This window comes from Xenophilus arseniciresistens (assembly GCF_028023875.1).
GTDB classification, from domain to species: Bacteria; Pseudomonadota; Gammaproteobacteria; order Burkholderiales; family Burkholderiaceae_C; genus Xenophilus; species Xenophilus arseniciresistens.
On the sequence record NZ_JAQIPB010000004.1, the window covers coordinates 73237 to 90904 of the forward strand.

Sequence of the window (17668 nt, forward strand, 5' to 3'; positions counted from 1 at the left end):
GGCGCTTGGCGTCCAAGACCGATGAGGCGGCGGCCGGCGCTCATCCGCCGGCCACGGTAACTTTCATGACAAAGTGCTGACGTGAGCAAGGAACCGCTTCAGCGGCTCGGCGATGCCGAAGCGCTGGTGCTTGTGCAGCACGAACGTGGTGATGTGCTCTTCCTCTGCCAGCGGCACCGCGAGCACGTCGTCGCGCTGCAGCGCCCATGTATGCCCGGCATCCGCCAAACCCACACCGGCACCAGCTGCGATGCGAGTGACGTAGCCCGACAGCGTGCTGGCTGCACCCGCAAGCGTGGCCTGCTCGATGTGCTTGTGCATGATTAATCGCATCTGCGCAAGAAGACCGGGAAGGCGCTCCTCATTGCAGGACAGCAGCGGAAAAGCAAGCAGTTCCGGCAGGGGTACCGTGAAACGCTCCGCAAGTTCGTGACCGCGCGGCAGCAGTGCCATGACGCGGTAACGCCATGCGGGCGTCTGAGCGATAGCCTCATCATCAGACACCCCAAACGAGAAACCCACATCAACTTCCTCGTTCCTGAGCGCATTGGCCAGTTCGCGAGCCCGCATCTCCTCGATCTCCAGCGGTACCTCAGGGGCAATCAAGCGCCAGCGGTTGAAGCATTCGGACAGTCTGGGCTGCGCGATGCCATCGGCCACGCCGACGCGCATTGGTGCCTGGTACAGGGCATGGGTGTGACGCACCGTTCGCTTGACGCGCTCCAACTGAACCAGGAGCTTGCGGCATTCCGTCAGCAGCTTCAGCCCAGCCGGCGTGAGCTTCAGCCCGCGCGGGAGACGAACAAACAACGGGACGCCAAGGTCCTCTTCAAGATCCCTGACGGCCCGCGACAACGGGCTCTGTTCGATGTGAATGCGCTCGGAAGCACGCCGAAAGTTCAACTCTTCCGCGACAGCGGCGAAATAGCGTAGGTGCCTTAGCTCGATCATTCCGCATCGAGACCCGAATGGTGGCCGCGAAATCTGGATTGCTCCGGCAATTGCAGACTTGCGGTTGGGAGATGGCCTCTAGTACAGGACCTTCCCGTCCGCTGAAATGATTGCCAAGTCTGCGTAAGTGCCCGACCGCCTGTCCTTTGAAAGGTCGACGGTGTAGCCGCCAATGTCGATACGCTTCAGGCGATCCAAGGCGGCACGCAGTGACTCTCCGGTGCAAGGTTGAGCACAGCTACGCAATCCCTCCAGAATGACACGGCCAACGATATAGCCCTCGAAGCTAGCGTTGTTCGGCTGTGAGGCGGGGTCGGCGGCTTTCAACGCGGCGCGGTAGTCCACCGCCAGCTTTAGCACCGGCGCCTCGGGATTGGGTATGACTTGCGACGCTCCCACGCCGCGCCGCACGCTCTCGGGGTTGTCGGAGGCGAAGCCACGCAGATCGAAGTCGGAGATGCCCACCACCAACTGGCTCCCGCCCGCAGCGCGGTAAGCCTTGGCGAAGGCGGCGCTGCCCGCGCCGCTGGCTACCATCAGCACGGTGGTCGGGCTCAGCTGCCGCATCTCTTGCACGGCCTTGTCCACGTCGGACAACGAGCGGTCATAGCCCGCCTCGCCCTTCAAGCGGATGCCGGCGCGCTGCGCCGCAGCCTTGAACACAGCCAATCCGCTTTCGCCAAAGGCATCGCGTTGATACAGCACGCCCACGTTGCGGTAGCCCACGCTCGCCAGGCTGGTGGCCAGCTTGCCCAGTTCATCCTCAAAGGCCGCCCGGCTATGAAAGATGTAAGGCTGGCCCGCCAGCCGCACGGCGGGCGAGCCGGTACGGGTGGTGAACAGCGGCGTCTTCGCCTGGTTGGGGATGTCGGCACACAGCACCTCCACATTGCTGGCGGTGGACATGATGATCAGCGCCGCGGGCTTGTCTTTGTCCACGGCGGCGCGCGCCAGCTCCAAGCTCAAGGAGGGTTCGAACTTGTCGTCATGCACCACTTGCCGCACCTGCGGGCCACCCTTGCGGCCGGCTTCAGCGAAGGCGGCCGCTGTGCCTAGTACCACCAGGCGGCCGACAGTGGCGACAGGTGTGTCGCTCAGCGGCGCGATCTGACTGACGACGATCTCGGGCGACTGAGCTTGCGCTGCCATGCAAAGCCCGAGCACCAGCACAAAGGGAACACATCTTTGCAAGAACATGGAAGCACCTCACTCTGCTCAGGCGGCGCGCTGCCGCCCCGACAACTACCCTGGGATCAGACGTGCCCGTACTTCGCCAGTGCCTGCGCTAGCGATAAGCCCTTGGACAGCTCCGAACGGATGGACACTTCCACTGAGGTCAGGCGTTCGGCCTCTGCCAGCACCTTCTCCACCACGGCCGCGGGAATGGCGATAGCGCCGTCCTCGTCGGCCAAGACGAAGTCGCCCGGCTCCACCTTCACGTGGCGCGCTGTGGCGCCGCGCAGCATCACGGGCACTTGGCATGCGTTCACCTTCCAGCGGCCGATAGACTGCACTGGCGTGCGGTAGCGCGCGAACACGGGGAACTGCTGCTTGGCGATCCAGCGCAGGTCGCGCACTCCGCCGTCCACCAGCGCGCCCGCGCAACCGCGCTCCTTCATGCCGATCGCGATGAGCTCGCCGAAGTAGCAAATGCCTTCGCCGTCACCGCTCCACACCGAAATCTCGCCTGGCGAGAGGCCTTGACAGGCCTTCATTTTGTCGGCGTCGCCGCCCAGCGGAAAAGGCGTCATCTGCCCGCGGATGGTGTAAGCCCAGCCGGCCATGCGGGCGCCCTCAGCGGATTGCGGCGCGAATTCGGGGGCCAGCCCCTGGTCGGGCAGGCCCAGCGTGTCCAGCACATCGGCCACGTTAGAGCTATCCACCGCCAAGAAGCGCTGGCGGATGGCTTCACGGTATGTCTGTTCCTGTTGCATCATTCAGTGTTTCCTTGTTTTCCTATTCGATGGCGAACATGCCATCAACTTCCACCGGCACGCCGCGCGGCAGGGCGTGTGTGCCCACTGCCGTGCGCGCGTGCTTCCCGCGCTCGCCCAGTGCCAGCACGAAAAGGTCCGACGCGCCGTTCATCACCATGGCCTGCTGTGTGAAGTCGGCCGTGCATCGCACGAAGCCGCCGATACGCAGCGCGCGCACGCGCTCGAAGCGGCCTTCGCAGGCCACACCCACCTGTGCCAACACGTTCAGTGCGCACAGGCGCGCTGCAGCCTGGGCAGACTCGATGTCCACGTCGGTGCCGACCACCCCCAGGTACTGCGGCTCGCCATCCTGTACCGGCGTCTGGCCGGCCACGAAAAGCAGGCTGCCCAGACGGGTGAACGGCACGTAGTTAGCCGCGGGCAAGGTAGGCCTGGGCAGGGCCAAACCAGCAGCCTTCAGGCGCTGGATGACGTCGTCGTTGTTCATGTATGTTCTCCTGATGATTCAGACGCTGGGAATGAGGCCGCCATCCACACGCAGCACGGATCCGTTGATGTAGGAAGCGCGCTCGCTCGCGAGAAAGGCAACGGCGTCGGCATATTCCGCAGGGCGGCCGTAGCGGCCTGCTGGGATGCTCCCCGTACTTTCTTCTTCCACGGCCTGCACGCTGCGGCCCTCGCGCCGAGCCTTGGCCTCGTCAAGCGCGCGGATGCGGTCGGTGGCCACGCGGCCGGGTAGCACCACGTTAGCCGTGATGCCCTGGCGCGCAACCTCGCGCGCCAGAGTCTTGGACCAGCCCACCAGCGACAGCCGTAGCGCGTTGGACAAGCCGAGGTTGGGGATGGGCGCGACAACGCCGGACGAGGCGCTAGTGACGATACGGCCCCACCCGCGCTCGCGCATGCCGGGCAGCACTGCGTCGGTAGTCGCGATCACCGAAAGCACCATCGCGTCGAAATGCTTGCGCCACAGCGCAGCGCTCTGGCCCGCGGCCGGCGTGGGCGGTGGGCCGCCGGTGTTATTGATGAGGATGTCGATGCCGCCTAGAGCTTCCTGCACCTTGTGCACATACGCGGGTGCACCAGCGACGTCGCCCAAGTCCCAAAGCAGCGCAAACGCGCGTCCACCGGCCGCTTGCACTGCCTCTTTCGAGGCTGCGAGTGCTTCGCCGTCCACGTCCGCCAAAGCCACCTGGGCGCCTTCCTGCGCCAATGCGATTGCGATCGCGCGGCCCAAGCCGCCGCCCGCGCTGAGCACCAGCGCCGTTTTTTGAGAGATGCCGTAGTCCATGGGGTGTCCTTAAGTGGAGGTTCCTGCCAGATGCACGGCGTCGGCCACGACAGCCAGGAAGCGGTCAGCCTCGGCTTCGGTCGTGTAGGCATGCGGCGCCACGCGGTTTACGGACGTGAGGCCCCGCGCTTCGAAGTCCATGCGCGCGTAATCTAGGCCGACGGTAGCTGTGACGATGCCGGCATGCGCTAATTGCGCTTTTAGCTGCGCAGGCTCGGTGCCCGCGGCAGCATAGGTGAGGAAAGAGGGCTCAGCCGCCACGTCTTCGAACACCGTCACGCCGGGGACGGCCCGCAGGCCTGCCTCGATCTGCCGCAGGCGCAATGCGATGGCTTGGCGGATATTCGTGACACCCAGCCGCTGCGCGGTGTCAATGGCGGCGCCCAACCCGAGCCGGCCTGCGAGCGAGTAGTCGTAGGTCTCGAAGCGCCGGGCGTCTTCCAAGGTGCGGTAGGCCGCAGGTTGGGTCCAGGCAGAGCCGGTGGGGTCCAGCAACGGCGGATCGCCCAACAGGCACAGTGAGCGTTCGGACAATGCCATCATGCCCTCGCCCTTGGGACCGCGCAGCCACTTGCGGCCGGGGCACACCAGGAGGTCGGCGCCGGTCGTCTCTAGGGTGACGGGCCGCTGGCCTATGGCCTGCGTGCCATCGACGAAGTAAAGGCAATGCTCCGGGCGGGGCAATGCGCCCAGCGCCTGCACCGGCTGCACGGCCCCGCAACCACTGGACACCACCGGCACACACAGCGCAAACGTGCGTTCGTCGATCATCGTCGCAGCGCGCGCCACATCGATCAGGCCGGTGTCCGGGTCGATGGGGAGCACTTCTACCGACACGCCCAGCGCCTGCTGCAGCCGCAGTACGTTCAGTACGTTACTCACCCACTCGCTGCGCGCGATCAGGATGCGCGCGCTGGGCGGGATGGGGCGGCTGAGCATGGCCATGCCCCACAATCGACCCGCGCCGGGGCCGAAGGCGATTTGATATTCCTCGCAGCCCAGCAAGCCGGCTGCGGCGGTCCGCACCGCGTCCAGCCGCTCCTGCGCCTCGGCCGCCGCCCAATGCGGGCCCACGGCGGCCTCGCGCTTGACCTGCGCCAGTACCGTGTCCGTAACCGCACGCGGCGGCAACCCGGCGCCAGCTGCATTGAGGTGAATCACTTCGCGCACGCCCGGCGTCTCGTCGCGCATGCGGGTGGTGAAGTCGCTCTCTACTTCGTTCATCATCGGGGCCGTTCAATGTGTGAGGATGCGCGAGAGGAAATCACGCGCACGTTCGCTTTCGGGGTGGGAGAAGAAATCCTGCGCACTGGCGGTCTCCACGATGGCGCCGGCGTCCATGAACACCACGCGGTGCGCTACGCGGCGGGCAAAGCCCATTTCGTGGGTGACGCACAGCATGGTCATGCCCTGGCGGGCCAGGTCGGTCATCACGTCCAAAACCTCGTTGATCATCTCGGGGTCGAGCGCGGAGGTGGGCTCGTCGAACAGCATGGCCACCGGGTCCATGGCCAAGCTGCGCGCGATGGCTACGCGCTGCTGCTGGCCGCCTGAGAGCTGGCCTGGGTACTTGCCTTCGTGCGCGGCCAGGCCTACGCGCTGTAGTAGCGCGCGCGAGCGCTCGGTGGCCTCGTTCTTGGAGCGGCCCAGCACCTTTATCTGCGCTAGGTTCAGGTTGTCCAGCACGCGCAGGTGCGGGTACAGCTCGAAGTTCTGGAAAACCATACCGATGCGCTGGCGGATCTGCCGTAGCAGCCCCGTACTTCCGTTAAGTTTCATGCCATCCACGCTGACATGGCCCTGCTGGAAGGCTTCGAGCCCGTTCACGCACTTAATGAGCGTGCTCTTGCCCGAGCCCGAGGGGCCACAGATCACGATTACCTCGCCTTTTTCCACGGAAAGCGAGCAGTCTTTCAGCACCTGGAAGGCGCCATACCACTTCGAGATATTGCTGATTTCGATCATTTCGGTTCATTCACGCCGGGTTGAAGCGTCGACGCAATAGTTCGACCGCGCCTGCGGCGGCGAGGCACAGGACGAGGTAGACAAGCGCGACGAAGGTGTACAGCTCTACGAGCCGCCCGTCGCGCGTTGCCACGGTTGAGGCGGCCGTCAGCAGATCCATGAGGCCCACGACGTACACAAGCGAGGTGTCCTGGAACAGCGCGATGCCTTGCGTCAGCAGCACAGGCACCATCTTGCGCAGCGCCTGCGGCAGCACCACCAGGCGCATGGCCTGCGTGTAGCCCATACCCATGGCCATCGCGGCCTGCAATTGCCCGCGCAAGACGCTCTGAATGCCGGCGCGGATGATCTCGCTGAAGTACGCCCCCTCGAATACCACAAAAGCCACTAGCGCGGAGTTGAAGGCGCCGATCTGCCGGCCGGTAAGCAGCGGCAGCAAGAAGTAGATCCAGAAAATCACCATGATGAGCGGGACCGCTCGGATGCCGTTGACGTAAGCCGCTGCGAACAGCGACAGCGCGCGGCTGGGCGCAAAGCGCATCACGGCCAGTACGGTGCCCCACAGCATGCCCAGCACGCCGGCCAGTGCCGTCAGTTTGAAGGTAGTAGCCATGCCTTCCAACAGGAAGGGCGTGGCGCGCACGATCGCGTTGAAGTCGTACTCCATCTCAAGCTTTCCCTGCCAGCATGCCGGGGATGTGCACGGCGCGTTCGAGCCGACTCGACAGGCTGATTGCCGCGAGCGAGATCGCGAAGTAGATCAGCGTCGCGGCGGTAAAGGCCTCGATGCCGCGAAAGGTGTAGGCCTCGATCTGCCGGCTTTGGCCCGTGAGCTCCAACATCCCTATGGTTAGCGCCAAACTGGAGTTCTTCACCGTGTTCAGCAGCTCTGAGGTGAAGGGCGGCATGGCGTAGCGCAGCGCCACGGGCACGAGCAGATGTCGGTAGATCTGCGGCCGGGTGAAACCCTGCGAAAGCCCGGCGCGTTCCATGCCCTGACCTGCCGCGTTGATGGCGGCGCGCGTCTGTTCCGCGATGCGCGCGCTCATAAACAGACCCAGGCCGACGGCGGTGGTCCAGTACTCGGGGTACGGCAGTTCGCGCTTCAGCCAAGTCCCCACTGCATCAGGCAGCACCTCGGGCACCACGTAGTACCAGAGGAAGAGCTGCACCAGCAGCGGCACGCTGCGGAAGACCTGTACGTACGCATTACCCAAGCTGCGCGCTGCGGCCGATGGCAGGGTGCGCAGCACGCCCGCCGCAATGCCCATGGTCAGCGCCAGCGCATAAGCCAGCAGCGAGATCAGAACCGTCCAGCGCAGGCCCGTGGCCAGCCATCCGAGGTAGGGATCGCGCAGCAGCACGCTCCAGTCCCATTGGTATCCCATGTCAGTCGGGGATGGATTGAGACTGGTACAGGTTCAGCAGCTCCGGCGTGGGCTTTACGCCCGTGGGGCCGAAGTGCTTGGCCAGTAGCTTCTGCGCTTCGCCGGATTCGAAGGCCTTGGCCAACGCACGATTCACCAGCAGGCGGAAGTCGGCGTCGCCGCGCTGCATCATGATGCCGTAGGGATCAGTGGTGAGCAGCCGCCCCACCACCGCCAAGTCGGCGGGCTTGCGTGCCCTGGTCGCCGCGAAGACCGCCATGGGCGTTCCGTCGCCGGCCAGCGCGTCGATGCGGCCCGTCTCCAGCGAGAGGAAGCCTTCGGCATAGTCCTTGATGTAGTTGAACTTGAGGTTCAGCCCCTTGTCCTGCGACAGCTTCTGCAGCGCCCGCTCGTTGGTGGAGGCCTGCAGCACGCCCACCGTCTTGCCCTTCAAGTCCTCGGCCTGCTGGATGCGTTCCTTCTTCTGCACGGCCAGTTGCGTGCCAGTCACCCAGAAGGGCATGGAGAAGTCCACCTGCTCCATGCGGCCCAGAGTAATAGTGGTGGTGCCGCACTCCATGTCCACCGCGCCGCTGGTCACCTGCGGAATGCGGTTGGCCGTGGTGATTGGCACGAAGTTCACCTTGAGATCCTTGCCGAGCTTCTTCTTCACCTCTTCCACAATCTTCATGCACAGGTCCACGGTGTAGCCCACCACCTGCTTGTTCTCGTCGTAGTAGGAAAAGGGAACGGAGGAATCGCGGTGACCCACGTTGATCTGGCCGCGCTCATCGATGCGCTTGAGGATCGCTTGCGCCTGCGCCGCGGTGGTGGTGGCGACCAGCAGCGCCAGCATCGCTACGGAGCGATAGAGAAGGGAAGAGGATGTCATTTATGTCTCCTTGTTGAAGCTTGTGAAGCCGTGTGCGGTCAGCCGCTGCAGCAGTTCGGCGTGCTGGCCGTCCGAGAGCGCCGTTAAGGGCGGGCGCACGCGGCGCCAGCCTTCGTCGGCGCGAAAGCCCGCCACCGCCGACTTCATCGCCGCGATGAGGGGATAAGACGCGAAGATTTCGCGCGTAGCGTTGAGCTCGCGCTGCAGTTCGTCGGCGCCGCCGTCGCGCCAGTGCCGCGCGAGATGCACGATGCGCGCCGGGTTGACGTTGGCGGTGGCCGTGATGCAGCCGGGACCGCCCGCGCGCAGGGCGGCGAGCAGCACGGTCTCGGTGCCTGCGAAGACACCGAATCCGCCGGGACCGAACTCGCGGATCATGCTTTCGGTGGAAGCCCAGTCGCCACCCGTGTCCTTCATGCCGGCTATGGCGTGCGGATAGGCCTTGAGCAGCCGCCGCACCAGTGCAGCCGTGATGGGCACGCCCGAGACGGCGGGAATGTGATAAAGGTAGATGCGCAACCGCGCATCGCCCACCCGCTCAACCAGCTCCGCGTAGAAGCGAAACAGCCCGTCTTCGCTGGGGTTGTTGTAATAGAAAGGCGGCAGTACCAGCACGCCCGCGCTGCCGGCCTGCGTGGCGGCGTTGCTCAGCGCCACTGCGTCGCTCAGGCTGCAACTGCCAGTAGCCGGTAGCATGCGCTGCGTAGGGAGACCGGCGCGGATCAGCGCGTCGAGCAGCTCGCATTTCTCCGGCACCGAGAGGGAGTTGCCTTCGGAGTTGGTGCCGAAGACCGCTAAGCCCACGTCGTGCCGTAGCAGCCAGCGGCAGTGTTGGACGAAGCGTTCGCTGTCTGGCGACAGGTCGGCGGTGAATGGGGTGAGGACCGGGGAGAATACTGCGGGAGCGACCATGCATACATGCTAGGAAGCTCTCGGCTTACAGGCATTGCGTGTCTAGCCGCTGTTGATGCGAAATCCGCAACAGGATTAGACGCCAAGGCTGTGCGCGGCTCAAACGGATGCGGGATACTCCTAAGCACCTCTTCGTTTTGCGAAAGCCGCAACATGTGTGATCTGCAGACTTTCAAGGATTTCCTCGTCTTGGCTCGGCTCAAGAGCTTCTCGCGCGCCGCGCAGCATTGCCATGTGACTACCTCCGGCCTGAGCCGCCGTATCCAGAACCTCGAGCAGTGGCTTGGGGCGCCGGTGTTCGAGCGGGCGAAATCGCCGCTGGAGCTGACGCAAGCGGGCGAGCAATTGCATCAGGTCGCGCTGCAGGCGGTGAGCGTGCTGGATGCGGTGCGCTCCTCAGTGCGAAAGCAAGGCGAAGCGCACGCGGAGCAGATCAGCTTCGGCGCGCCGCACATCATGACCACGGCTTTCTTCCCCACTTGGCTGCCGCGGCTACACGGCCACTTCGGCCAGGCGCGCTTCACCGTCAATTCGGCGCTGCTGCCGGATTGCCTACAGTTGCTGGAAAGCGGCGAGGTGGATTTCGTCATCACCTTCGACGACGCGCCCGGCGGCATCCGCGAGCAACTGGAGATTGACCCTGGCTGGGTCGGGTTCGAGTATCTGGAGATCGGCAGCGAGCGGCTCGTGCCGGTGAGCGCGCCGGGCATCCGCGGAGAGGCGCGTTGCCGTTTGGACAGGCCCGACCGGTCGTTGCCTTACCTCGGCTACAGCCCCGAGTGCTCGCTGGGCTGGGCGATGGCGCGCGCGCTGGCTGCGATGGACGGGCTGCCACCATTGAACATGGACCATGGCAGTTCACTGGCCGACGGCTTGCGCTCGATGGCGAGGATCGGCATGGGCATCGCTTGGCTGCCAGAAAGCCTAGTGCGTGAGGATATCGCCGCGCGAACGCTCATCGCATGCGGCGGGCCAGAGCACACCGTATTGTTGCGGGTGCTGCTGCTGCGCAAGCCGCTGAAGCTGGGGGCGCGGGCGGAGGCGCTATGGAAAAGACTCCAAGACGAACCTGCGGCTGACCCTTTTGGCAGCACTGCACCAGCGCCGGCAGTCAGGTTTATCAAACGTGCTGCTTGAGGTCGTCGACCTCGGTGTAGCTCACTGAGACCCACATTGGCGTGTTGGCGCCGACCGAAACTGAGCCGGTGGGGGTGCGGCAGAAAACTTGGACGGGTTATGTGGCGAGCCCGAGGCTGCGCCGGTACTCGATGGGGCTGCGGGCTCCCAACGAGATCTTGATCCGGTCCGCGTTGTACCAAAGGATGTAGGCGTTCAGCGCCGTGATGAATTCCTCGATGGTGGTGGACAGCCAGTTGCGCGCGTAGAACAGCTCGATCTTCAGGCGGCCGAAGAAGCCTTCACACGCAGCGTTGTCCGGCGAGCATGCCTTGCGAGACATCGAGCGCGCAAGCCTTGCATCGGCGATCCGAGACAGCCATCCAGGCCATCGGTAGTGGGCACCGCGATCGGAGTGCACGATCGGCCGCTCGTTGCTGGCGGTGACGGTCTCAATGGCCGCGTCCAGCATCGTGTTGACGAGCTCGGCGTCCGGGCGCGTTCCGATCGTCCAGCTGACGACCATGCCATCGAAGCAGTCGATCATGGGCGACAGGTACACCTTTCCAGCTGGGATCTGGAACTCGGTGAGGTCGGTGAGCCACTTCTCGTTTGGCGCAGCTGCGCTGAAGTCGCGCTGCAGGAGGTTGTCCGGCGCGGGGCTGATCTCGCCCATGTAGGAGCCGTATCGTCGGCGTTTGGGCGTGGTGGCAACCAAGCATTCCTGCTTCATCAGCCGCTGCACGACCTTCTCCGAGATGTTCACGCTTTGCCTGGTCAACGATGCCTGCATCCGACGGTAGCCATAGCAGCGGTAGTTGCGCTCGAAGATGTCGGCCATCACGCGACGTACGTCGACGTACTTGTCGGCGACATCGAGCCGCGCCCGATGGTAGAAGTAGGAACTGCGGGGCAGGCCCGCTTCGCGCAGCAACTCATCCAGTCCGTAGGTCGGTCTCAGGGCATCAACCAACTGCGTCTTCTCCCGATTCGTCAGGAGCTGCCGGTTGATGCCCAGGTCTTTTTTTAGGAGTTCGTTCGCCTTCTTCAGCAGGTCTTGCTCAAGGCGCAGGCGTCGGACTTCTTGCCGCAGTGCCGCGGCTTGTTGTTCCAGCTCGGCCAACTCAGGGCTTGGCTGAAGATCTTGCTTGCGCTTCATGGATGCAGGTGCGTCGTGGCCGAGCAGCTGATTCTTCCAGGTGTACAGCGATGGCCGAGACACGCCCAGCTCCTGGGCCACCGCCTGCGCACTGCCTTCCCTCATGCACAGCTCGATGACCGCGGACTGCTTCATCGCTGGTGTCAGTGTCTGCGACCGACCAACAACGCGCTTGCGGGTCTGCGGATGCAGCTCCTGGACCCAGAACGGAAGCAGCGTCCGTGATGGATAGCCCAATGCCTTGATCGTCGCCGCGAAACTGCGGCCGTGTTCCAGGTAGTGGGCGACCGCGACTTCCTTCTGGGCCTGCGAATACCTCGGCGCGCGCGTGTATCCGGCGGCCAACCCAAGGCCTTGCTCGTACTCCTGATGCCAGTGCTTGAGCGTGTTCTTGGTTGGAAAGCCAAGCTGTCGGATCGTCATTCCGACCCGTTTGCCGAGCTTGATGTAAAGCTGGACGGCTCGAAGCCGATCCTCGTATGAAAACATGAACTACCCCTCCTGGTAGTCCAAGTTTTCCGCCGCACCCCCGGTGGCTCAGTTTTACTTCGGCGCCGCCACACGTGAGCTTCTCTCAAGAGATTTCTTTGGAAAGTTCCGTAAACACGCGGTACAGCGCCGGCTGCTGCTCAAAGCCGATGCCGGGTGCGCTTGGCAGGCTTGCCTGTCCGTCGCAGATCGTGACTTCATTGCTGAAGCCGGCAATCGCACCAAACAGTCCAGGATAGGATTCGGCGCTTCCAAGTCCGAGTCCTGCCGCCACATGCAGCGACATCATGTTTCCGCCGTGAGGGATGATGTTCGCGCGCGGCACGCCATGGCTGGTCGCTGTTTCAACGATGCGCGCAAACTCGCCGATGCCGTAGGCTAGAGGCGGGTCAGGCTGCAGCACCACTTGGCCGTCAAACATGCCATAGCGCAGGAAGTTGTCCACCTCCTCTCGACTAAACAGATTCTCTCCACCGGCTACGACGCCGCCGCTGGCCTCTCTCACGAGGCGATAAGTCTCAAAATCGCCCGGGTCGCACGGCTCTTCCAGCCAGCGGAGTCGATAGGACTCGATGGCTCGGGTAAAGGCCAGCGCGTCGCTCCGATTGAACGCGCAGCTCGCGTCAAGCGCAAGCCGGTTGCCGGCACCGACCTTTCTTAGTACCGCCTCTATGCGGCGAAGCTCATCGCCCAGCGAAAGACCACCGGCCTTGATCTTCACATGCGTGTAGCCGGCGTCGAGATAGGCTTGAACCTCGTCAACGACGCGAGACAGGTCGTCTACCGGCTGGTAGAAGCCGCCTCCGACGTAACACGGAATCGTCGTGGCCGACGCGCAATCCGGCATACCGAAGCGTTGCGCCAGTACCTGAAACAAGGGGCGCCCCTGCAGCTTACCGACGATGTCCCACAAGGCCACTTCGATGGTGCCCACGGCCATAGACCGCTCGGCATGCGCGCCGAGCTTCTCGTTGGCAAGCATCAGCCTCACTGCGCACTGGGGGTCGATGTGACCAGTGACAGGATCATTTAGGTCGTCCGGTATTGCCGCGAGAAGCCGCGGGATGAACCGGTCGCGCATCGGCCCTCCGCAGGCATAGCGGCCGAGCGAGTTAAAAGCGTAGCCCACAACGCGGTGACCATCGCGAAACTGGTCGGTGCTCACCGCAACAACTGTTGCCGTCATCTGGCTGAAGTCCACGCGCGCATTGCGCAGAGGTGAACCAATGGCGATCGTGCGCTCTGCAATATTGAGGATTTTCATGACTTCGTCCTCAATCAGCGGTGGCGCCGGTGCTCTTGACGATTGGCCCCCATTTGTTGTGTTCGCTGCGGATGAAGGCGCTAAATTGTTCCGGCGTCCCGTGCACTGGCGGACTGCCCAGGCTGGCGATCTGCTTCTGCACGTCGGGGTCATCCAGCACTTGCCGAAATTCATGATTGATCCTGTCGACGATAGGCCGCGGTGTGGCGGCAGGGGCCATCAGGCCGTACCATGCGAGCGACTCGTAACCTGCCACGCCGGCCTCTTCGAGCGTGGGCACATCAGGCAGCAGGGCTGCGCGCTTCTTTGCCGTAACCGCCAGCGGGCGCAGTCTCCCTGTAGCGATGTTCGGCATGGTAGCCACCATGCTGTCGATGGCGAAGTCGATCTGACCGCCCATCAGGTCTGTTGCCATCGGCGCGCCGCCCTTGTAGGGAACGTGCACAGCCTGAAAGCCAGCCAGCGATTCGAGCAGCACGGCCGACAGATGCTGGGGCGTGCCGCTTCCCGATGAGCCATAAGAGTATTTTCCTGGATTGGCCTTGAGCACCTTCAAGAACTCTTCGGCCGTCCGCGCCGGGTTTGAAGCGTTGACTTGAAGCACCAGCGGTACCGCGGCTATCTGCACGACAGGGACGAGATCTTTGAGGGGGTCGTACCCCAGCTTGCGGTAGAGCCAGGGACTGATAGCAACCGGCCCACTCGCTGACAACAGCAAGGTGTATCCGTCTGGCTTGGCCCGGACCACATATTCCGTGCCGATGTTGCCGCCAGCGCCGACGCGCGCTTCGACGATGACTGGCTGGCCGAGACGCTGCTGCAGCCTTGGGCCAATGATCCGCGCGAGCATATCGGACGGGCCGCCTACTGGATATTGGATTACAAGGGTGACAGGCTTGGCCGGATAACCTTGAGCGTACGCCACGGCGCACAACAACGGGGCCGCAAAGCACATCACTCGAAAAAATGCGCGCACAAAATTGAAATGAGATGACATTGGAACTCCTGTAGCGGCTGGGACCGGCAGCCTGTCTTGATCAGGGCGCGCCGAAAATTCGATGCTAGACAGAGCTTGCGAACGGCATGTTGCGGGTAAGGCAACGGCTTGCAAGAACCAGCAACGCCACCCCCTGCGCAGCCGGTTTCAGTAGCTTTTTGCTTTAGGGTTAATACCAAGCGCGGACTGGCGTTGCGGAAATGGCAAGCGGAGTTTGCGGGCGAATATGTGCTCGACGTACTTTGCCGTCTAGGCAGGCCAATCTGCCTGGTCCCTCTTCGACCGCAACAAGACCGCGCTGGAGGTCACCGATGCTGGCCACCGATTACACGTAGTGGCCACGGAAGTCGTCTACGCCTTGGAAGCGCTGCGCAAGTCCGTCCGAGAAGACCGCAGCATCGAGCAATAGCGCATTCGCTTCGCCGCACCGCACATCATGTCTGCGGTGTTCTTCCCTGACTGGATTCCACGGCTTCACGAGGACTTCAAGGATGCGAAGTTCAGCGTGGACTCGGACAACCTGCCGGAATGCCTTGTGCTGCTTGACGAAGGCAAAGTGGACTATGTGGTTGCGCTTCTCGATGAGCGCAACGCGGTTGCTTCGCGTCTGGGCCTGTCGCCCGAAGTGCGCGACTATCTGTCCCTGCAACTCGGCGATGAGCGTCTAATCGCAGTCAGTGCCCCGAACGCCGCTGGCCAGCCGTTATTCGACTTGGGCAAGAGCGCAGACCAGCCCATATCTTTCCTGGGATACGCCGACGAATGCCATCTGGAGTGGTCATTGCAGGCCGTCCTGCAGTCCAGTGGACTGGACTTTCAACGCAACCACAGTGCAAGCCTGACAGAGGGCTACGCTTCATGGCAATCTCAAAACTGGGCATCGCTTGGCTGCCGCAGACATTGGTAAGTGAAGATATCGCTGCAAGGCGGCTAGTCAGGGCCGGCAACTCCGCGTTTGATGTCCCCCTGCATCTGACGCTGTTGCGCCGGCCAGCGCCGCTGGCAGCCGAGGCGCAGCGGCTATGGGACCATCTCGAAAGCCTCACGTGCTAACGCCATGACCAGGAACAACTGGACCCGGCTCCGATAGAGTAGCGGCAACGACCTTCTTCAATGCCAGTACATCGATCCGCAGGACAACGACCTGCGGCCCGTACGCGGTCCGCTGCCTCCGGTTCCCTGGGGAAGTGCGAGATCTACTCGCAGGCCGTTGGGCGGATAGTCAATCTATCGAAGCGCCTGACTCCTGGACGACAATCTTCCAGCGTGGCAGTTCTCGGTCGATCAATGCCGAGAAATCGCGAGGCTCCAGAAAGTATGGTTTTGCGCCCTGAGCTTGCAAGCTGGAAAGCACTACGGGATCCGCCAATGCACTCTTGACCGCGGCGCTCAGCGTAGCGATTACCGGTGCAGGAGTCTCGGCCGGTGCGAAGAGCCCATACCAAGGCGTTTCCCCGAAGCCGGGGAGGATCTCTCCGATTGTCGGCGTGCCAGGAAGTGCCTCGAGGCGCTCTTTATTGGCAATGGCCAGCACCTTCAGCTTCCCAGCCTGGACCTGGGCGATTGAGGATGCCAATCCTTGGAAGGCAACCGATACTTGACCACTCATGACATCAGTCGCCGCGGCGGCTGCGCCACGATATGGGATGTGCTGAAGCCTGACTCTCGCGGCTCGGTTGAACATCTCGCCCAGCAGATGATTCAAGGTTCCATTGCCGGCAGAGGCGAACGTGATCTGTCCTGGTTTGGCGTTGGCCAATTTGATAAGTTGATCTACGTTGTTCGCAGGAAAAGTCGGGGCCGCCACCAAAACAACACCAGCTGTGGCCGCAGGAGCCACTGGCACGAAATCTCTCTCTGGAGAGAATCCAGCGTTCTTGTAGAGGTATGGATTGATAAGGAAGGAACTGTTGATGTTGAACAGTAATGTGTATCCGTCGGGCTTTGCCTTGGCCACAGCAACGGTACCAATGTTCCCGCCTGCACCGGGTCGGTTATCGACCACCACTGGCTGGCCGAGCTGATCCGCCATTTGACGCGAAATGATGCGAATGATGACATCGCTGGCCCCTCCAGCTGCTTGTGGCACGACGATGGTAATGGGGCGCATGGGATAGTCTGCGGGTAGTGCAACACCGCTCACAAGACCGAGGCCGATGGCGAATGCGATGAAGCCGAGCTTCGTTTTTTTCATCGTGGATTTCCTTGAAGGCTATGGATGGCGAACCGGCTATACGGGTACGCCTAGGTGGAAGAGACAGTCGCCGATCTCGCACGGCGCCATGGATCGCTCGCAGATGACGATTCCATCGATTTGGAACCGTGCAGCTTGCGGTGGACGCAGCGGCTCCTCAGGGAAGTAGGTCCAACCCGCGAGGTCCCCAGCCTTGACCTTGGTGCCGAGCGCCACTTGGGATTCAAATAGCCCCGTCGCATCTGCATATACATAGGCCGACGGCGGGACGCGTACGAACTGAACCGGACCGGCAGGAGCGAAGCATTCCCCGCGAAGGACACCGAGGTATGACAACGTCCGTCGAACCCCTTCTTCGCATAACTGGCGCAGTCCAGGGTCGGCGTAGCCTTTCCCCCCAAACTCGGTGCCGATTCGGATGGCACCCGCCTGTACCGCAGCGTCGTGGCTGCTGCCAGTTCCTCCTCGCCCCTCATGGAGAATTCCATAGGGTGCACCGAACACTTGCATCAGATCCTTGCTCTTCTCCAGCAACTCGGGAGCATCGCCCGCCAATGAAACGGTGGAGGGCAAGTAGTTCAGTGATGTTCCCCCACTGTGCAAGTCCAGCACGACATCGGCACGAGCCACAAGTTCGGTTGTGATGAAGTGGGCGATCACGCTAGTGATTGACCCCTGTGCATCGCCGGGGAACGTCCTGTTGAGATTGCCGCCATCTAGAGGGGATACCCGCAGCCCTTCCTTCGCCGCAGGGAAATTCGCCATCGGAAGGATGATGATCTGCCCTTGAACAGATGTTGGATCGATCGACTGGATCAGACGCGAGGCGGCGATCCTGCCTTCGTACTCGTCTCCGTGGGTTCCCGCCATGACCAGAACGGTGCGCCCCATGCCATTACGAATGCTGACGATGGGGATTGGCAGCCAACCATAGGCAGATCTATGCACTGAGTGCGGGAGGCGCGCATACCCGACATGCTTCCCATCCACGTCAAGGGGAATGTCAATTTTTACTCTGCTGTTGGACATGTGTTCAGAAGCTATTCAGTCACGAAGGATTGCTTGCGTCCCGCAGTGTCTTGCTCCCACGTCCATTGGGCAAAATCAAATAGACTGATCCGATTCAAAAAAAGA

17 protein-coding genes and 1 pseudogene are annotated in these 17668 nt (G+C 62.8%); 2 read left to right on the top strand and 16 right to left on the bottom strand.

The window, feature by feature from the left end; all coding sequences use genetic code 11:
- Positions 1 to 63 precede the first annotated feature (63 nt).
- From PGB34_RS11995 to PGB34_RS12045, 11 genes are all read right to left on the bottom strand, one after another.
- The gene (locus PGB34_RS11995; RefSeq protein WP_271428331.1) at positions 64 to 951 is read right to left on the bottom strand and encodes a LysR family transcriptional regulator; all 888 of its coding nucleotides are present in this window, start codon (positions 949 to 951) and stop codon (positions 64 to 66) included.
- 78 nt (positions 952 to 1029) lie between these two features.
- Positions 1030 to 2148: an ABC transporter substrate-binding protein gene (locus PGB34_RS12000; RefSeq protein ID WP_271428332.1), complete on the bottom strand. Its 1119-nt coding sequence runs from the start codon at positions 2146 to 2148 to the stop codon at positions 1030 to 1032.
- A gap of 56 nt (positions 2149 to 2204) precedes the next feature.
- A complete protein-coding gene (locus PGB34_RS12005; protein WP_271428333.1) occupies positions 2205 to 2888 on the bottom strand; it encodes an RraA family protein in 684 nt (227 codons plus the stop codon).
- Positions 2889 to 2907: 19 nt separating this feature from the next.
- A complete protein-coding gene (locus PGB34_RS12010; RefSeq protein ID WP_271428334.1) occupies positions 2908 to 3375 on the bottom strand; it encodes a RidA family protein in 468 nt (155 codons plus the stop codon).
- A gap of 18 nt (positions 3376 to 3393) precedes the next feature.
- Positions 3394 to 4179: an SDR family oxidoreductase gene (locus tag PGB34_RS12015; RefSeq protein ID WP_271428335.1), complete on the bottom strand. Its 786-nt coding sequence runs from the start codon at positions 4177 to 4179 to the stop codon at positions 3394 to 3396.
- A 9-nt stretch (positions 4180 to 4188) separates the two neighbouring features.
- Positions 4189 to 5406, bottom strand: a complete 1218-nt coding sequence (locus tag PGB34_RS12020) for an aminotransferase class V-fold PLP-dependent enzyme (protein ID WP_271428336.1) — start codon at positions 5404 to 5406, stop codon at positions 4189 to 4191.
- Positions 5407 to 5415: 9 nt separating this feature from the next.
- Positions 5416 to 6144 (bottom strand): amino acid ABC transporter ATP-binding protein, encoded by a 729-nt coding sequence (locus tag PGB34_RS12025; RefSeq protein WP_271428337.1) that lies wholly within the window; start codon positions 6142 to 6144, stop codon positions 5416 to 5418.
- 10 nt (positions 6145 to 6154) lie between these two features.
- Positions 6155 to 6811 (bottom strand): amino acid ABC transporter permease, encoded by a 657-nt coding sequence (locus tag PGB34_RS12030; RefSeq protein WP_271428338.1) that lies wholly within the window; start codon positions 6809 to 6811, stop codon positions 6155 to 6157.
- Position 6812: 1 nt separating this feature from the next.
- On the bottom strand, positions 6813 to 7532 hold the full coding sequence (locus PGB34_RS12035) for an amino acid ABC transporter permease (protein WP_271428339.1): 720 nt from the start codon (positions 7530 to 7532) through the stop codon (positions 6813 to 6815).
- Position 7533: 1 nt separating this feature from the next.
- Positions 7534 to 8403, bottom strand: coding sequence for an amino acid ABC transporter substrate-binding protein (locus PGB34_RS12040; protein ID WP_271428340.1), 870 nt, complete (start codon positions 8401 to 8403; stop codon positions 7534 to 7536).
- Positions 8404 to 9315, bottom strand: a complete 912-nt coding sequence (locus tag PGB34_RS12045; RefSeq protein ID WP_271428341.1) for a dihydrodipicolinate synthase family protein — start codon at positions 9313 to 9315, stop codon at positions 8404 to 8406. It abuts the gene before it with no gap.
- 153 nt (positions 9316 to 9468) lie between these two features.
- On the opposite strand from PGB34_RS12045, the gene PGB34_RS12050 reads away from it, so the two are divergent.
- On the top strand, positions 9469 to 10452 hold the full coding sequence (locus tag PGB34_RS12050; protein WP_271428342.1) for a LysR family transcriptional regulator: 984 nt from the start codon (positions 9469 to 9471) through the stop codon (positions 10450 to 10452).
- A gap of 97 nt (positions 10453 to 10549) precedes the next feature.
- Here the strand turns inward: PGB34_RS12050 and PGB34_RS12055 are convergent, their stop codons facing one another.
- The 3 genes from PGB34_RS12055 to PGB34_RS12065 all read right to left on the bottom strand — a co-directional run bounded on the left by PGB34_RS12055 (position 10550) and on the right by PGB34_RS12065 (position 14340).
- Complete coding sequence (locus tag PGB34_RS12055; RefSeq protein ID WP_271428343.1) at positions 10550 to 12079, bottom strand: IS3 family transposase; 1530 nt, start codon at positions 12077 to 12079, stop codon at positions 10550 to 10552.
- Positions 12080 to 12164: 85 nt separating this feature from the next.
- On the bottom strand, positions 12165 to 13343 hold the full coding sequence (locus tag PGB34_RS12060) for an enolase C-terminal domain-like protein (RefSeq protein WP_271428344.1): 1179 nt from the start codon (positions 13341 to 13343) through the stop codon (positions 12165 to 12167).
- 10 nt (positions 13344 to 13353) lie between these two features.
- A complete protein-coding gene (locus PGB34_RS12065; RefSeq protein WP_271428345.1) occupies positions 13354 to 14340 on the bottom strand; it encodes a Bug family tripartite tricarboxylate transporter substrate binding protein in 987 nt (328 codons plus the stop codon).
- Between the two features lie 436 nt (positions 14341 to 14776).
- Here PGB34_RS12065 and PGB34_RS12070 point away from each other — a divergent pair.
- Positions 14777 to 15393: pseudogene (locus PGB34_RS12070) on the top strand (substrate-binding domain-containing protein).
- Positions 15394 to 15562: 169 nt separating this feature from the next.
- On the opposite strand, the gene PGB34_RS12075 reads toward PGB34_RS12070, so the two are convergent.
- On the bottom strand, positions 15563 to 16534 hold the full coding sequence (locus tag PGB34_RS12075; RefSeq protein ID WP_271428347.1) for a Bug family tripartite tricarboxylate transporter substrate binding protein: 972 nt from the start codon (positions 16532 to 16534) through the stop codon (positions 15563 to 15565).
- A 36-nt stretch (positions 16535 to 16570) separates the two neighbouring features.
- A complete protein-coding gene (locus tag PGB34_RS12080; protein ID WP_271428348.1) occupies positions 16571 to 17563 on the bottom strand; it encodes a succinylglutamate desuccinylase/aspartoacylase family protein in 993 nt (330 codons plus the stop codon).
- Between the last annotated feature and the right edge of the window lie 105 nt (positions 17564 to 17668).

Bases quoted from the DNA above. Each gene is read 5' to 3' on its own strand.
- PGB34_RS12080 (WP_271428348.1), bottom strand. From the start codon at position 17,563: ATGTCCAACAGCAGAGTAAAAATTGACATTCCCCTTGACGTGGATGGG.
- PGB34_RS12050 (WP_271428342.1), top strand. From the start codon at position 9,469: ATGTGTGATCTGCAGACTTTCAAGGATTTCCTCGTCTTGGCTCGGCTC.
- PGB34_RS12015 (WP_271428335.1), bottom strand. From the start codon at position 4,179: ATGGACTACGGCATCTCTCAAAAAACGGCGCTGGTGCTCAGCGCGGGC.
- PGB34_RS12055 (WP_271428343.1), bottom strand. From the start codon at position 12,079: ATGTTTTCATACGAGGATCGGCTTCGAGCCGTCCAGCTTTACATCAAG.
- PGB34_RS12005 (WP_271428333.1), bottom strand. From the start codon at position 2,888: ATGATGCAACAGGAACAGACATACCGTGAAGCCATCCGCCAGCGCTTC.
- PGB34_RS12075 (WP_271428347.1), bottom strand. From the start codon at position 16,534: ATGAAAAAAACGAAGCTCGGCTTCATCGCATTCGCCATCGGCCTCGGT.
- PGB34_RS12000 (WP_271428332.1), bottom strand. From the start codon at position 2,148: ATGTTCTTGCAAAGATGTGTTCCCTTTGTGCTGGTGCTCGGGCTTTGC.
- PGB34_RS12020 (WP_271428336.1), bottom strand. From the start codon at position 5,406: ATGATGAACGAAGTAGAGAGCGACTTCACCACCCGCATGCGCGACGAG.
- PGB34_RS11995 (WP_271428331.1), bottom strand. From the start codon at position 951: ATGATCGAGCTAAGGCACCTACGCTATTTCGCCGCTGTCGCGGAAGAG.
- PGB34_RS12025 (WP_271428337.1), bottom strand. From the start codon at position 6,144: ATGATCGAAATCAGCAATATCTCGAAGTGGTATGGCGCCTTCCAGGTG.
- PGB34_RS12040 (WP_271428340.1), bottom strand. From the start codon at position 8,403: ATGACATCCTCTTCCCTTCTCTATCGCTCCGTAGCGATGCTGGCGCTG.
- PGB34_RS12010 (WP_271428334.1), bottom strand. From the start codon at position 3,375: ATGAACAACGACGACGTCATCCAGCGCCTGAAGGCTGCTGGTTTGGCC.
- PGB34_RS12045 (WP_271428341.1), bottom strand. From the start codon at position 9,315: ATGGTCGCTCCCGCAGTATTCTCCCCGGTCCTCACCCCATTCACCGCC.
- PGB34_RS12030 (WP_271428338.1), bottom strand. From the start codon at position 6,811: ATGGAGTACGACTTCAACGCGATCGTGCGCGCCACGCCCTTCCTGTTG.
- PGB34_RS12060 (WP_271428344.1), bottom strand. From the start codon at position 13,343: ATGAAAATCCTCAATATTGCAGAGCGCACGATCGCCATTGGTTCACCT.
- PGB34_RS12035 (WP_271428339.1), bottom strand. From the start codon at position 7,532: ATGGGATACCAATGGGACTGGAGCGTGCTGCTGCGCGATCCCTACCTC.
- PGB34_RS12065 (WP_271428345.1), bottom strand. From the start codon at position 14,340: ATGTCATCTCATTTCAATTTTGTGCGCGCATTTTTTCGAGTGATGTGC.